The sequence below is a fragment of the Aeromonas sp. sia0103 genome, assembly GCF_963895295.1.
Classification (GTDB): Bacteria; Pseudomonadota; Gammaproteobacteria; order Enterobacterales; family Aeromonadaceae; genus Aeromonas; species Aeromonas encheleia.
Map to the genome: position 1 here is coordinate 277,357 of NZ_CAWQKG010000022.1, position 13,631 is coordinate 290,987.

At 57.6% G+C, this 13,631-nt stretch carries 11 protein-coding genes; 7 read left to right on the forward strand and 4 right to left on the reverse strand.

Annotation, left to right across the window (positions count from 1 at the left end; translation table 11 throughout):
• Positions 1–419 precede the first annotated feature (419 nt).
• From AACW18_RS09750 to ptsG, 3 genes are all read left to right on the forward strand, one after another.
• The gene (locus AACW18_RS09750; RefSeq protein ID WP_305729931.1) at positions 420–1,742 is read left to right on the forward strand and encodes a maltoporin; all 1,323 of its coding nucleotides are present in this window, start codon (positions 420–422) and stop codon (positions 1,740–1,742) included.
• A 90-nt stretch (positions 1,743–1,832) separates the two neighbouring features.
• A complete protein-coding gene (locus tag AACW18_RS09755) occupies positions 1,833–2,798 on the forward strand; it encodes a MalM family protein (protein ID WP_218388521.1) in 966 nt (321 codons plus the stop codon).
• A gap of 429 nt (positions 2,799–3,227) precedes the next feature.
• Positions 3,228–4,658: a PTS glucose transporter subunit IIBC gene (ptsG, locus tag AACW18_RS09760; RefSeq protein WP_042654071.1), complete on the forward strand. Its 1,431-nt coding sequence runs from the start codon at positions 3,228–3,230 to the stop codon at positions 4,656–4,658.
• A gap of 232 nt (positions 4,659–4,890) precedes the next feature.
• On the opposite strand, the gene AACW18_RS09765 is transcribed toward ptsG, so the two are convergent.
• The 4 genes from AACW18_RS09765 to map form a co-directional block, all read right to left on the reverse strand.
• Positions 4,891–5,274, reverse strand: a complete 384-nt coding sequence (locus tag AACW18_RS09765; protein ID WP_218388522.1) for a DUF3461 family protein — start codon at positions 5,272–5,274, stop codon at positions 4,891–4,893.
• Between the two features lie 249 nt (positions 5,275–5,523).
• The gene (gene dapD, locus AACW18_RS09770) at positions 5,524–6,351 is read right to left on the reverse strand and encodes a 2,3,4,5-tetrahydropyridine-2,6-dicarboxylate N-succinyltransferase (RefSeq protein WP_042654069.1); all 828 of its coding nucleotides are present in this window, start codon (positions 6,349–6,351) and stop codon (positions 5,524–5,526) included.
• Positions 6,352–6,486: 135 nt separating this feature from the next.
• On the reverse strand, positions 6,487–9,174 hold the full coding sequence (glnD, locus tag AACW18_RS09775) for a bifunctional uridylyltransferase/uridylyl-removing protein GlnD (RefSeq protein WP_218388523.1): 2,688 nt from the start codon (positions 9,172–9,174) through the stop codon (positions 6,487–6,489).
• A gap of 63 nt (positions 9,175–9,237) precedes the next feature.
• Positions 9,238–10,026, reverse strand: a complete 789-nt coding sequence (gene map, locus AACW18_RS09780) for a type I methionyl aminopeptidase (protein ID WP_218328960.1) — start codon at positions 10,024–10,026, stop codon at positions 9,238–9,240.
• Between the two features lie 361 nt (positions 10,027–10,387).
• Here map and rpsB point away from each other — a divergent pair, with 361 nt between their 5' ends.
• The 4 genes from rpsB to frr all read left to right on the forward strand — a co-directional run bounded on the left by rpsB (position 10,388) and on the right by frr (position 13,562).
• Entirely contained in the window at positions 10,388–11,116 is a 729-nt protein-coding gene (rpsB, locus tag AACW18_RS09785; protein WP_042654066.1) for a 30S ribosomal protein S2, read from the forward strand.
• A gap of 104 nt (positions 11,117–11,220) precedes the next feature.
• Positions 11,221–12,102, forward strand: a complete 882-nt coding sequence (gene tsf, locus AACW18_RS09790) for a translation elongation factor Ts (RefSeq protein ID WP_042654065.1) — start codon at positions 11,221–11,223, stop codon at positions 12,100–12,102.
• 71 nt (positions 12,103–12,173) lie between these two features.
• Positions 12,174–12,908 (forward strand): UMP kinase, encoded by a 735-nt coding sequence (pyrH, locus tag AACW18_RS09795; RefSeq protein WP_042654064.1) that lies wholly within the window; start codon positions 12,174–12,176, stop codon positions 12,906–12,908.
• 96 nt (positions 12,909–13,004) lie between these two features.
• Positions 13,005–13,562 (forward strand): ribosome recycling factor, encoded by a 558-nt coding sequence (gene frr, locus AACW18_RS09800; RefSeq protein WP_042654063.1) that lies wholly within the window; start codon positions 13,005–13,007, stop codon positions 13,560–13,562.
• Positions 13,563–13,631: the final 69 nt, after the last annotated feature.

The following is a 13,631-nucleotide window of genomic DNA, read 5'->3' on the forward strand; positions in this document are numbered from 1 at the left end:
TGTCAGGTTATTTTCTGTACCTGCACTCTGCTAAAAAAGCCGTTATTCATCAGAACTGCGACAAGTTACAAAATTAAAAGTTCCGCATTGAAAGCGATTTCAGTCATGTTTTCGTCATGGAATTGAGGGTTTTCATCTTATTCTTCATCGCGAATTAATAGTTGAAAGCGATTTCATTGGTGATTTATTGCTTCATTATTGGGTGTGCTGATGAATTGGTTGCTGCCATTGCCAATTTTCCATCCTTCATTCACTCGTCAGGGTTGTGGTGCGCGATTTGTCGCCGTTTTGTGAATCAGCTCATGTTTGTCGCGAAATTCGCTACTTATAATCGACCCCGGTTATCACCGAAATGATTTCTGGTGATAAGAACTTGAATATCAGGATCACACTCCCAGCGGGAATAAGGAAAAATGAAAATGAAAGCAAAGTGGCTCCCGATTGCAGCAGCAGTAACCGCTGCCCTGGCTTCCCAAGCCGCCTTCGCCGTTGATTTCCACGGCTACTTCCGTTCAGGTGTTGGTGTTTCCGGCGACGGGGACATGGTGAAATACAACGTCAACAAGGTTGGCCGTCTGGGTAACGAAAACGATACCTATGGCGAAGTGCAACTGGGTCAGGAAGTTTTCAACAAGGACGGCAAAACTTTCTATGTAGACTCCATGTTTGCCATGGCTTCCAACGGTTCCAATGACTGGGAAGGGACCGGCACCGTCTGTAACTTCGATGCCAAACAGTGCAACGGCGACTCCGATTTTGCGCTGCGTCAGTTCAACGTCCAGGCCAAGGGCCTGCTGGGCTTTGCACCGGAAGCGACTCTGTGGGCTGGTAAGCGTTACTACCAACGTCACGACATCCATATCTCCGACTTCTACTACTGGAACATCTCCGGTGCCGGTGCCGGTATCGAAGGCATCCAGGCCGGTCCTGGCAAGATCTCCTTCGCCTGGGTCCGCAACGACCGCAGCGCCGCCGACGTATTCGGTCAGTACACCGAAACCAGCCCGGGCGTGTTCCAGAAGAATGAAGATCTGAACGTCAACACCCTGGATCTGCGTTATGCCGGCATCCCGCTGTGGCAGGATGGTTCTCTGGAGCTGGGCGTTGACTATGCCATCGTCAACGAGACCGAAGCCCAGAAAGATCTGAAAAACGACAACATGAAAGACGGCGTCATGCTGACTGCCGAACTGACCCAAGGCATCCTGGGTGGCTTCAACAAGACCGTGCTGCAGTATGGTAGCGAAGGCTACTCCAAGACCATGGCCTTCTACGGTGACGGCTCCTGGTACGGCGCCGAAGCGAAAAGCGGTGCCGATGGCTACCGTATCATCAACCACGGTGTGATCCCGATGGGTAACTCCTGGGAGATGGGTCACCAGCTGGTGTACGGGGTAGGCAACGAGATGTGGGATGGTCACGACCAGACTGAAACCTTCTCTGCCGTCGTCCGTCCTATGTACAAGTGGGATGATTTCAACAAGACCATCTTTGAAGGCGGTGTCTTCAAGGACAAGACCAGCTACACCAGCGGTGGCAGCGACAAGGATGGTGGCTACAAGCTGACCCTGGCGCAGGCCTGGTCCGCCGGCCCCAGCTTCTGGGCCCGTCCGGAAATCCGTGTGTTCGCCTCCTACCTGGCTGATACCGAAGCGGATAGCAGCGGCAGCAAGAATTCCTTCGAAGGCGGCACTTCCAAGGACACCTATCAGGTTGGTGTGCAAGCGGAAGCTTGGTGGTAAGCAGTATCTTCAGTTAAGTTAGTCACTGCCCCCTCTTGGGGGCAGTTTTGTTTCACAGGATTTGGCAACCGGGTTATGGAGATAAGAAGAATGAAACTGGTAAAGATGTCTATCGCGGCCGTGGTTACCGCGCTGTTGGCCGGTTGTTCCGGTAGCATGGTGGTGCCCATAGAGGAGCACGCCTCCATCCTGAGCAATGCCGATCAAGCCAAGCAGGCGCTCTCTCAGACCACCAGCTGCTGCAAGGGCTTCAACGAATTCAACTATGTTTCTCTGCCGGAAGGCGACACGCTGCTGGTCATCGATGGCAAGCAGCCCAGTTATCAGTTTGACGAGGGGATGAGCTACTTTGCCGCCTATCGTCTACCGGCCAACACCGGCAACCTGGCCATCACCGTGGCTTCTCAGGTGAGCAAGACGGTGCTGGTGCCCAAGGTGATCATGCTGGATGCCCAGTTTAAGGTCACCCGCGTGCTGGGTGAGTCGGCATTCACTTACCAGCCGGCCTATCTGCTCAACAACGATCGGATTGAAGGCAAGCTGCATGTCAATCGCAGCACGCCAGGCAACCCGGCGACCGAAACCTATATGGTGGTCTACGCGCCGGCCGATGAGCTGGCGGGCAGCACCACCATATTGCACCCGGCCAAGGCCTTTGCCCGTGCGAACGGAACTGTCGAGCCGGACATCAAGGATCCCGTCATCCCGCACTCTCCCTGGGGGCTGGTGCAGATCGAGGTGGTTGATACCGCCAAGGGGCAGGGCCTAGAGGCCGTGTTCAAGCCCGAGTACTCGGACAAGGTGGCGATGAGCCAGGCCCAGCCTGCCATAGCTGCAACGGCAGCCACCACAGCCGTGGTCGCAGCGACCCCCAGCAAGCCGGCTCCCGCCATGCTGACCGAGACCGAAACCTTCTATAACAGCCAGATCGAGAAGGCGGTCAAGGCCGGTGACATCGACAAGGCGATGCAGTTGGTGAGCGAGGCAGAACGTGCTGGCTCGACCAAGGCCAAGTCGGTCTTTATTGATGCGGTGAAACGCTCACAGAAGAATTAAATAGCCGCGTTTAAATCGGCTAATATTTATTTGAGGCCTCCCTTGTTGGAGGCCTCTTTAATCGGTAGACTAGATAATAGAAAACAGCAATAAGTTACATTGAGTTACAATATGTTTCCTTAAGAATTGTTGAGACGTATAAAAATACAATGTGAAACAGCACTTTTCATCTCGCTGTAATAATATGAGGGTGCGAAGTAATATTCCGATTGCCCCCTGCAAACCCCCTTTATTTATCTTGTGATCTCTCCTCCAAATTTATTATTACCTTCGGCGCGACGGAGGCATTTCCCGCGGCGCTGGGTTATATTCTGTTGGTCAAAATAAGTAAACCCGAGTCGTATTCAGTACAAGCGCGGATGACGAACGCTGTCATCTATAAATTGCACTGAGTCGCTGACGGAAAAAAATCCATTCAGGAGCGCACACATGTTAAAAAATGCTTTCTCTAATCTGCAAAAGGTCGGTAAGGCGCTGATGCTGCCAGTATCGGTCTTGCCCGTTGCAGGTATTCTGCTGGGGGTGGGTGCTGCCCACTTCAGCTGGTTGCCGGAAATTGTCTCCCAGTTGATGGAGCAAGCCGGTGGTTCCGTATTCGGTCAGATGGCCCTGCTGTTCGCCGTGGGCGTGGCACTTGGCTTTACCAATAACGACGGTGTATCCGGTCTGTCTGCCATCGTAGGCTACGGCATCATGACCGCTACCTTGAGCGTGATGGCACCTGTGATGGGTGTGGAGAAGATCGATACCGGTGTACTCGGCGGTATCCTCGCCGGTGGTGTCGCCGCCTGGGCGTTCAACCGCTTCTACAAGATCCAGCTGCCAGAGTATCTGGGCTTCTTCGCCGGCAAACGCGCCGTGCCCATCATCACTGGCTTCGTTTCCATCGGTCTGGGTGTGATCCTGTCCGTGATCTGGCCGCCAGTGGGTGGCGCAATCGCCGCCTTCTCCGACTGGGCTGCCAACCAGAACCCGGTACTGGCCTTCGGTATCTACGGCGTGGTTGAACGCTCCCTGATCCCGTTCGGTCTGCACCACATCTGGAACGTACCCTTCTTCTATCAGGCTGGTACCTGTGTCAACGGTGCCGGTGAAACCGTACACGGCATCATGACCTGCTTCCTGACCGCCAACGACGCTACCCGCGCCGCCGGTAACGGCTTCGGTCAGCTGGCCGGTGGCTATCTGTTCAAGATGTTCGGTCTGCCTGCTGCCGCCTTTGCCATTGCGCATTGTGCCAAGCCGGAAAACCGCGCCAAGATCGTTGGTATCATGGCCTCTGCCGCCCTGACCTCCTTCCTGACCGGTATCACCGAGCCTATCGAGTTCTCCTTCCTGTTCGTTGCCCCGGTGCTGTATGCGATTCACGCCCTGCTGGCTGGTCTGGCCTATGTGCTGACCAACTCCCTGGGGATCGTACACGGTCACACCTTCTCCAACGGCTTCATCGACTTCGTGGTGCAGTCACCCCGTGCCGATAACATGCTGTTGCTGGTGGGCCTGGGTCTGGTCTACGCCGTCCTCTACTACGTGGTCTTCACCGTGGTGATCCGTGCCATGAACCTGAAGACTCCGGGTCGTGAAGACGAAGCGGCTGAAGAAACCGTCGCCCAGAGCAAAGACGAGATGTCTGCCGCCCTGGTCGGTGCCTTCGGTGGTAAAGACAACATCGCCTCTCTGGATGCCTGTATCACCCGTCTGCGTGTCGGTGTGAAGGATGTGTCCAAGGTTGACCAGGCTGGTCTGAAAAAACTGGGCGCTGCCGGTGTGGTCGTGGCTGGTTCTGGTGTTCAGGCCATCTTCGGTACCAAGTCCGACAACCTGAAAACCGAGATGGACATCTGGATGAAGAGCAACTAATACAGTTGCCTGAAACTCAGAGTCTGGAAAAGGGAGGCGCAAGCCTCCCTTTTTGCTGGGCGCTCGGCGGCGTATCGGAGGCTGGTGGTGTGTGAGCCCCTCAGCCGGTGACATCGACAGGGGAGGGGCTGCCAGGGTAGATGTATACCATGGGTGGATATGAGCGCCGCCAACGCTTAGCACAAAGAAAAAGGGCGCCTGAGGGGCGCCCTTTGCCGTTGCCGGGTCTGGGTTACAGCTTCTCCAGATCCCGCTCTATCTCGCTTATCTTGTTCTGCACCACTTTTTCCAGGTGGCGCAGGTCGCGCAATATCTTCTGCTTGATGTCAGGGTCAGCCTGGATGTGCACCCCCTGAGTCAGGTTGTCCAGCTCATCCACCACGTACTTGAGGTTGGCGTTGATCTCGGTGACATCCTTGTACTCATGGGTGCCCGAATCGATCAATATGGTCTTGCGCTGACGCGGATACTTGAACTTGACACTCTTGGCGAAGAACTCGCCCTTCTGCTTCTTGAAGTAGATCTTGAGGATGTCGTGATTGGCCTCCTGGCGCAGGGTGTAGCTGTCCACTGAGGTGGGTTCCTGGATCCCCAGGCTCTTTAGATTCTCGTACATCGGGCTTCCTCGATTTGAAACGATCCTGACCCATCTATCTTAACCGAGTCACCGTGGCTTGCCTGTGACAGGGGCGCCAAAATCAAAAGGGGCCCAAGGGGCCCTTGCTGTGGGGTCGCCGGCGGGGCAGGCGTCGATGGTTCGCAGCAGAGGGCTGATGCCAGGCATCCTGGTGGTATCTATATTCATGATGCACAGCACAATTAAAAAGGGCGCCATAAGGCGCCCTTTTTTTTGCACGGCGACATCTTACTCGTCGATGGAGCGCAACAGGGCGTTGATGCCGACCTTGGCACGGGTCTTGGCATCCACCTTCTTGACGATCACGGCGGCGTACAGACTGTACTTGCCGCACTTGGAAGGCAGGGAGCCGGAGACGACCACCGAGCCTGCCGGCACACGGCCGTAGTGGATCTCGCCGGTCTCGCGATCATAGATGCGGGTGGACTGGCCGATGAAGACCCCCATGGAGATGACGGAGCCTTCCTCCACGATCACACCCTCAACCACCTCGGAGCGGGCACCGATGAAGCAGTTGTCTTCGATGATGGTCGGGTTGGCCTGCAGCGGCTCCAGTACGCCACCGATGCCGACGCCGCCGGACAGGTGCACATTCTTGCCGATCTGGGCGCAGGAGCCGACGGTGGCCCAAGTGTCGACCATGGTGCCTTCATCGACGAAGGCGCCGATGTTGACGTAGGAGGGCATCAGCACGGTATTGGGGGCGATGAAGGAGCCTTTGCGGGCGGTCGCCGGCGGCACCACGCGCACCCCGGCAGCCTTGAACTGCTCGGCGGTATAGTCGGAAAACTTGAGGGGAACCTTGTCGTAATACTGGGCGTCGTCACCCTTGATGATGCCGTTGTCATTGATGCGGAAGTAGAGCAGTACCGCCTTCTTCAACCACTGGTGTACCACCCACTCGCCGGCAATCTTCTCGGCGACACGGGCCTTGCCGGAATCCAGCAGTTCGATGACTTGCAGGATGGCGGTCTTGGTGGCGGCATCGACGGAGCCGGGAGTGATGGAATCACGGCGCTCGAAGGCCGCTTCGATGATCTGTTGCAACTCGGTCATGACAGGTTTCCTTTAAATAATTCCGTTTGTTGTATCACACTTTTCCAATTGTTTTTAAGGGCCCGGGCCGATTTCTTCGGGAGAATGGCGACTTATTGTTCGTTGGTTGCTCAAGCGCTTGTTCTGATTGATAAATCAGCATGAAAAATGGCGTCCAGTGGAGCCGCCTCCCGATCGATCCGCGTCCTCTTCCTGCGGATTGAGCTGATTGACCAAGCGCTCCTCCAGCGCCTGCTGCTCGGCCTGGTTCAGCGGTTCCCCCTCGAGCGTAGTGAGGCTGAAGAAATCCTCCACCCGCTCGCCTATGGTGGTGATCTTGGCCGCATGCAGGGAGAGGCCACACTGCTGGAACACGGCGCCGATCCGGGCCAACAGCCCCGGGGTATCCAGCGCCGTCAGCTCCAGCAGGGTGTGTCGAGTCTCCCCTTTATGGAGTGGGGAGCGGGGCAAGAACACCACCCGGGTCGGCACGCTGAACTGGCGGTGGCGGCGCGACAGTGGCTTGTTGCGCAGCACCAGCTTGCCCGGCTCCTGCAGGGCCTTCTCCAGCGCCTTCCTGATGGTGGCGGTGCGGTTCGGGCTGATGGGATCGCCGGTCGGCTCCAGCACTATGAAGGTATCCAGCACGTAATCGCTGCGCGAATTCATGATCTGGGCGTCGTGGATGTTGAGATTCTTCTGATCCAGCGCCGAGGCCACGGTGGCGAACAGATTCGGGGTGTCGCGGCAATAGATGAACACCTCGCTGCCGCCCCGGGTGGGGTGCTTGCCGATGATCACCAGCGGGGCGGGATTGTCGCCATGAGCGATGATCTTGCGGCAGTGCCAGGCGATCTGCTCCGGGTTGTGGCGCAGGAAGTAGTCGGCCTTGAAGTCGCTCCACAAGGCGTTGATCGCCTCCTCCGGCACCTCACGTTGTGCCAGGATCTGCTTCGCCTGACGCTGGTTCTCGCGGATCTTGAGCCGCATGTCGGGCGGGTTCTCCAGCCCCTGGCGCAGGGCCTTCTGGGTGGCGAAGTAGAGCTCGCGCAGCAGGGTGCCCTTCCAGTCGTTCCAGAGGGTATCGTTGGTGGCGCAGATATCGGCCACGGTCAGGCAGTAGAGCAAGTCGAGATGTAGCTCGTCGCGCACCTTCTGGGCAAAATCGGCCACCACCTCAGGATCGTAGATGTCGCGCCGCTGGGCGGTGACCGACATCAGCAGATGGTGGCGCACCAGCCAGGCCACTAGGCGGCTCTCGTAGCGATCCAGCCCGTGCAGCTGGCAAAACTCCAACGCATCGACGGCGCCGAGCTCGGAGTGATCCCCACGGCGGCCCTTGGCGATGTCGTGGAACAGGGCGGCGATGCTGAGCAGCTCCGGCTTGCGCAGCTGGGCGAACACCTCGTGACAGAGCGGGTGGGTCTGACGGCTGGCCGGATTGGCGAAGCGATGGATGTTCTTGAGCAGCCGGTGGGTGTGCTCATCCACCGTGTAGGCGTGGAACATGTCGAACTGCATCTGGCCGACGATGAGGTTCCATTGGGGCAGATAGGCCGCGAGGATCCCGTACTTGTGCATCAGGGTGAGCGCTTGACCTATGCCATTGGGGTGGCGCAGCAGCGCCATGAACAGGCGGCGACACTCGGGCAGGTCCTGCAACCAGCAGCTGAGGGTGCGCCGCGCCTCGCGCAGCTGGCGCAGGGTGGCGGAGTGAATGCCGGCGATGTCGGGATGCTGGGCAATCTGGTAGAAGAGCCGCAGTATGGCGGCGGGATCGCGGCCAAACAGCTCGGGATCCACCGCATCGATGAGCCGGCCCCGCAGCTGGAACTCGGGGCAGAGGCGGCGGACATCCATGGCGGTGTTGCCGAGAATGGCCTCGTCAAACAGCTGCAGCAGCATCTCGTTGAGCTCGGCGACCCGCCGCACCGTCTGGTAGAAGCGCTTCATCATCTGCTCGACCGGGCCGTTGCCTTCGCCCTCGAAGCCCAGCATCTGGGCCACGGTGCGCTGGCGGTCGAACAGCAGGCGGTTGTCGCCCTTGTTGATGGCCATGTGCAGCGCGAAGCGCACCTTCCACAGGAAGTTTTGGCAGTCGAGCAGCTCGCGGTACTCGGCCCGGTTCAGGAAGCCGTGGCTGGTCATCTCATAGAGGGTGGTGGCGCCGAAGTGGCGGCGGGCGACCCAGGCCAGGGTCTGGATGTCGCGCAGGCCCCCCGGGTTGCTCTTGAGATCGGGCTCCAGCTTGTAGGCGGTGCCGAGGAACTGCTGATGGCGCAGGCTCTGCTCCTCGCGTTTGGCGCGAAAGAACTCCTCACTCGGCCAGAAATGCAGGGGATGGGTCGCGGCTTGCAACTGCTCGAACCCGGCCAGACGACCGGTGATGTAGCGCGCCTCGATGAGGTTGGTGGCGACCGTGATGTCGGCCCGGCCCTGCTCGATGCACTCGGCCACGTTGCGCACCGATTGCCCCACCTCCAGCTTGAGATCCCACAGCAGGGTGATGAACTCGCCGATGCGCAGCCCCAGCACCTCATCGAGCTCCTCCCCTTCATAGAGGATGAGCAGGTCGATGTCGGAGTGAGGATGCAGCTCGCCGCGGCCATAGCCACCCACCGCGATCAGGGTGAGCGCCGTCTTGTCGAAGCCGAATTTCTGCCACAGCCGGATCAGCAACTGATCCATGTACTCGGAGCGGGTGGCTACCAGTTCGATGATGTTGTCACCGGCATCGAAGCGGGCATGCAACCAGACAAGGAAGCGGCTCAAGTACTCCTTGCAGTTCTCGCGGGTGAGCTGATCATCGGGCAACAGATGGGGGGAAAGCAGGCTGGCATCCATGGCATCTCACACTCTGGTCGGGCGGCTAAAAACAAAACCCCGGTGCAGGGCCGGGGTTTGATGTTAACCGTGTTTGTAGAACCGGTCGATAGTGTCGTCGGGGCGCAGGGTCAGCACCTCGCAGCCGTCGTCGGTGACCAGCAGGGTGTGCTCCCACTGGGCGGAGTCGCCGCCATCCTTGGTGGTCACGGTCCAGCCATCCTTCGGGTTGACGCGGCAGTGGTATTTCTTGCTGTTGACCATGGGCTCTATGGTGAAGCACATGCCGGCCTTGAGCTCCAGCTTGCCGCCGTTGCGGTAGTGCAGGATCTGCGGCTCTTCATGGAACTCGCTGCCGATGCCGTGGCCACAGTAGTCGCGCACCACGGAGAAACCGGCCTGCTCGACGATGGGCTGGATCACGGCGCCGATCTCGGTGATACACATGCCGGGGCGCACCCGCTTGATGGCGGCGTACAGGCTGTCCTGAGCCACCTTGCACAACTGGCGGCGCAGCGGGGTGGTCTGGCCCACGATGAACATGGCGGAGGTGTCGCCGTGGTAACCATCCTTGATGACGGTGATGTCCAGGTTGATGATGTCCCCTTCCCGCAGCTTCTTGTGGTTGGGGATGCCGTGGCAGATCACGTCGTTCACCGAGGTGCAGATGGACTTGGGGAAACCGTGGTAGTTGAGGGGGGCGGGGACCGCCTGCTGCACGTTGACGATGTAGTCGTGGCACAGGGTGTTCAGCTCGTCGGTGGTCACGCCGGCGTTGACATGGGGGGCGATCATGACCAGCACATCGGCAGCCAGCTGGCCGGCAATGCGCATCTTTTCAATCTCTTCCGGTGTCTTGATTTTGATGGACATGGGATCTCTCTTGGGGCCTGACTTCTCATCCTGGGATGACCTAAAATCAGGTAATGAAAAATAGATGCGTTTGCAATCAGGGCGAAATTTTATCCCCAACCTCCGTTTACTTCCAGTGTGATTGTCATCACAGCGTCAGCCAGCGGTCGCATTCCCGCTCCTGGGGATCCATTTTTAGCATGGCTGCTGGTGGTGTCCTGACCAAAGTTATGGTATAAAGCGCGCCGGAATGGGGAACTTGCGTCCGCATTTCATCACCCTTACTCAATAACACACACACATCGACACCTGTACCGGGGTGCCCCTTTGGGGTCGGTTACATGGGATGTGTGGAGGCCTAACCCCAATACAGAGGTATAAAATGGCTAAAGTTTCTATGCGCGACATGCTGCAAGCCGGCGTTCACTTCGGTCACCAGACTCGTTACTGGAACCCGAAAATGAAGTCCTACATCTTCGGCGCCCGCAGCAAGGTTCACATCATCAACTTGGAAAAAACCGTTCCGATGTTTGACGATGCCATGAACTTCATCAGCTCCGTAGCTGCCAAGAAAGGCAAGGTACTGTTCGTTGGTACCAAGCGTGCCGCGTCTGAAGCCGTAAAAGATGCCGCCATTCGTTGCGACCAGTTCTATGTTAACCACCGCTGGCTGGGCGGCATGCTGACCAACTGGAAAACCGTTCGTCAGTCCATCAAGCGCCTGAAAGATCTGGAAACCCAGAGCCAAGACGGTACCTTCGAAAAGCTGACCAAGAAAGAGGCGCTGATGCGTACTCGCGAAATGGACAAGCTGGAGAAGAGCCTGGGTGGTATCAAGAACATGGGCGGCCTGCCTGACGTTCTGTTCGTTGTCGATGCCGACCACGAGCACATCGCTATCAAAGAAGCCAACAACCTGGGTATCCCGGTCGTTTCCATCGTTGATACCAACTCCAACCCGGACGGCGTTGATTACGTCATCCCGGGTAACGACGATGCCATCCGTGCCGTCAACCTGTACCTGAATGCTGCCGCTGACACCGTACTGGAAGCTCGCGCTCAGGACATCGTTGTTCAAGCCGAACAAGATGGCTTCGTTGAAGCTGAGTAATTGATAAGGACTGAAAAGCCCTTATTAACCAAGCTGATGTAATTGGTTAGCAGGGGCCCTTGTGGCCCCTGTTTCTTGTCAAATCAAGACCGAGGATACTGAACATGGCTAACGTTACTGCCGCCCTGGTAAAAGAACTGCGCGAGCGCACCGCCGCTGGCATGATGGATTGCAAAAAAGCACTGGAAGAAGCCGCTGGTGACATCGAGCTGGCTATCGAGAACATGCGCAAATCCGGTCAGGCCAAAGCCGCCAAGAAAGCCGGCCGTATCGCCGCTGAAGGCGTGATCTTTGCCCGTACCGAAGGCAACATTGCCGCCATGATCGAGCTGAACAGCGAAACCGACTTCGTCGCCAAAGATGCCAGCTTCATGGCCATGGGCCAGAAGATCGCCGACATCGCCGCGACCCAGAAGATTGCTGACGTTGACGCCCTGAAGGCCGCCGATTTCGGTAACGGTGAGTCCATCGAGCTGACCATCACCAACCTGATCGCCAAGATTGGTGAGAACATGAACCTGCGTCGCGTGATGCTGGTTGAAGGTGACAACCTGGGCACCTACGTACACGGTTCCCGTATCGGTGTTATCACCAAGCTGATCGGTGGTACTGCCGAGCTGGCCAAAGATCTGGCCATGCACGTTGCTGCCAACAGCCCGCAGTTCGTCAAGCCGGAAGACGTGTCCGCCGAAGTCGTTGCCAAAGAGCGCGAAATCCAGATCGACATCGCCATCAACTCCGGCAAGCCGAAAGACATCGCCGAGAAGATGGTTGAAGGCCGCATGAAGAAGTTTACCGGTGAGGTTTCCCTGACTGGTCAGCCGTTCGTGAAGGATCCTTCCATGACCGTTGCCGAGCTGCTGAAGAAAGAAGGCGCTGACGTTGTTTCCTTCACCCGTTTCGAAGTGGGCGAAGGCATCGAGAAGCAAGAGACCGATTTCGCGGCTGAAGTTGCAGCCCAAATCGCGGCCGCTCAAAAGGCTTAATCGAACCGGTTTTTCCGTTTCCCCAGACCGCGACTTATGTCGCGGTCTTTATATGACCAGGAATCAGTGACATGAGTACCAATCCCAAGCCTGCATACAGACGTGTTCTTCTGAAGTTGAGTGGTGAAGCCCTGCAAGGATCCGAGGGTTTTGGCATTGATCCAGCGGTGCTGGAACGGATGGCCCAAGAGATCAAAGAGCTGGTTGAGCTGGGTGTTCAGGTCGGTCTGGTCATCGGCGGCGGCAACCTGTTCCGCGGTGCCGGTCTTGCCAAGGCGGGCATGAACCGCGTGGTGGGTGACCACATGGGCATGCTGGCGACCGTCATGAACGGCCTGGCCATGCGTGATGCCCTGCATCGTGCTTATGTGAATGCCCGTCTGATGTCTGCCATCTCGCTGCAAGGCGTCTGCGACTCCTATAGCTGGGCCGAGGCCATCAGCCAGCTGCGCGCCGGCAAGGTGGTAATCTTCTCTGCCGGTACCGGCAACCCCTTCTTTACCACCGACTCCGCAGCCTGCCTGCGTGGCATCGAGATCGAAGCCGACGTGGTGCTCAAGGCCACCAAGGTCGATGGTGTATTCAACGAGGATCCGGTTAAGAATCCGGACGCCGTGCTGTATCATGAGCTCAGCTACAACGAAGTGCTTGATAAAGAGCTCAAAGTGATGGATCTTGCAGCCTTTACCCTGGCCCGTGATCACGACTTGCCGATCCGGGTGTTCAACATGAACAAACCGGGTGCCCTGCGCCGCGTTGTCATGGGTGAGCCGGAAGGCACACTGATCCATCACATCAGCAAATAAGGTAGCAGCAAGCCGGAAGGCGCTCTTATCCATTACGTCAGTAAATAAGTCAGAAGCGGACCTGCTCAGGGTTCGCTCGTCAAAAGGAAAACCACTGTGATCAACGAGATTAAAAACGACGCCAAGGACCGCATGGCCAAGAGCGTAGAATCGCTCAAGACCCAGATGTCCAAGATCCGTACCGGCCGCGCTCACCCGAGCCTGCTCGACGGTATCCAGGTGGAGTATTACGGTGCAGCCACTCCTCTGAAACAGTTGGCTAACGTAGTGGCAGAAGATGCCCGCACCCTGTCCATCTCCATCTTCGATCGCTCCATGATCCAGGCGGTGGAAAAAGCCATCCTGACCTCGGATCTGGGCCTGAACCCGTCCAGCAACGGTCAGACTCTGCGCGTGCCATTGCCACCGCTGACCGAAGAGCGTCGCCGCGATCTGACCAAGATCGTCCGCGCCGAAGCCGAAGGCGCCCGGGTTGCCGTGCGCAACATCCGTCGCGACGCCAACGCCGACCTGAAGTCCTTGCTCAAGGATAAAGAGATCTCCGAAGACGACGATCGTCGTGCCCAGGAAGAGATCCAGAAGCTCACCGACGCCTTCATCAAGCTGATAGACGAAGCCCTGGCTGCGAAGGAAAAGGAGCTAATGGAAATCTAAGCCTCCGACAGGTATATTACGAGCGCCGTGTAGTGCCCCTGCACGGCGCTTTTGTCTTTGTGGGAGAAA

Bases quoted from the DNA above. Each gene is read 5' to 3' on its own strand.
- AACW18_RS09765 (WP_218388522.1), bottom strand. From the start codon at position 5,274: ATGTACGAGAATCTAAAGAGCCTGGGGATCCAGGAACCCACCTCAGTG.
- pyrH (WP_042654064.1), top strand. From the start codon at position 12,174: ATGAGTACCAATCCCAAGCCTGCATACAGACGTGTTCTTCTGAAGTTG.
- AACW18_RS09755 (WP_218388521.1), top strand. From the start codon at position 1,833: ATGAAACTGGTAAAGATGTCTATCGCGGCCGTGGTTACCGCGCTGTTG.
- tsf (WP_042654065.1), top strand. From the start codon at position 11,221: ATGGCTAACGTTACTGCCGCCCTGGTAAAAGAACTGCGCGAGCGCACC.
- map (WP_218328960.1), bottom strand. From the start codon at position 10,026: ATGTCCATCAAAATCAAGACACCGGAAGAGATTGAAAAGATGCGCATT.
- rpsB (WP_042654066.1), top strand. From the start codon at position 10,388: ATGGCTAAAGTTTCTATGCGCGACATGCTGCAAGCCGGCGTTCACTTC.
- AACW18_RS09750 (WP_305729931.1), top strand. From the start codon at position 420: ATGAAAGCAAAGTGGCTCCCGATTGCAGCAGCAGTAACCGCTGCCCTG.
- dapD (WP_042654069.1), bottom strand. From the start codon at position 6,351: ATGACCGAGTTGCAACAGATCATCGAAGCGGCCTTCGAGCGCCGTGAT.
- ptsG (WP_042654071.1), top strand. From the start codon at position 3,228: ATGTTAAAAAATGCTTTCTCTAATCTGCAAAAGGTCGGTAAGGCGCTG.
- glnD (WP_218388523.1), bottom strand. From the start codon at position 9,174: ATGGATGCCAGCCTGCTTTCCCCCCATCTGTTGCCCGATGATCAGCTC.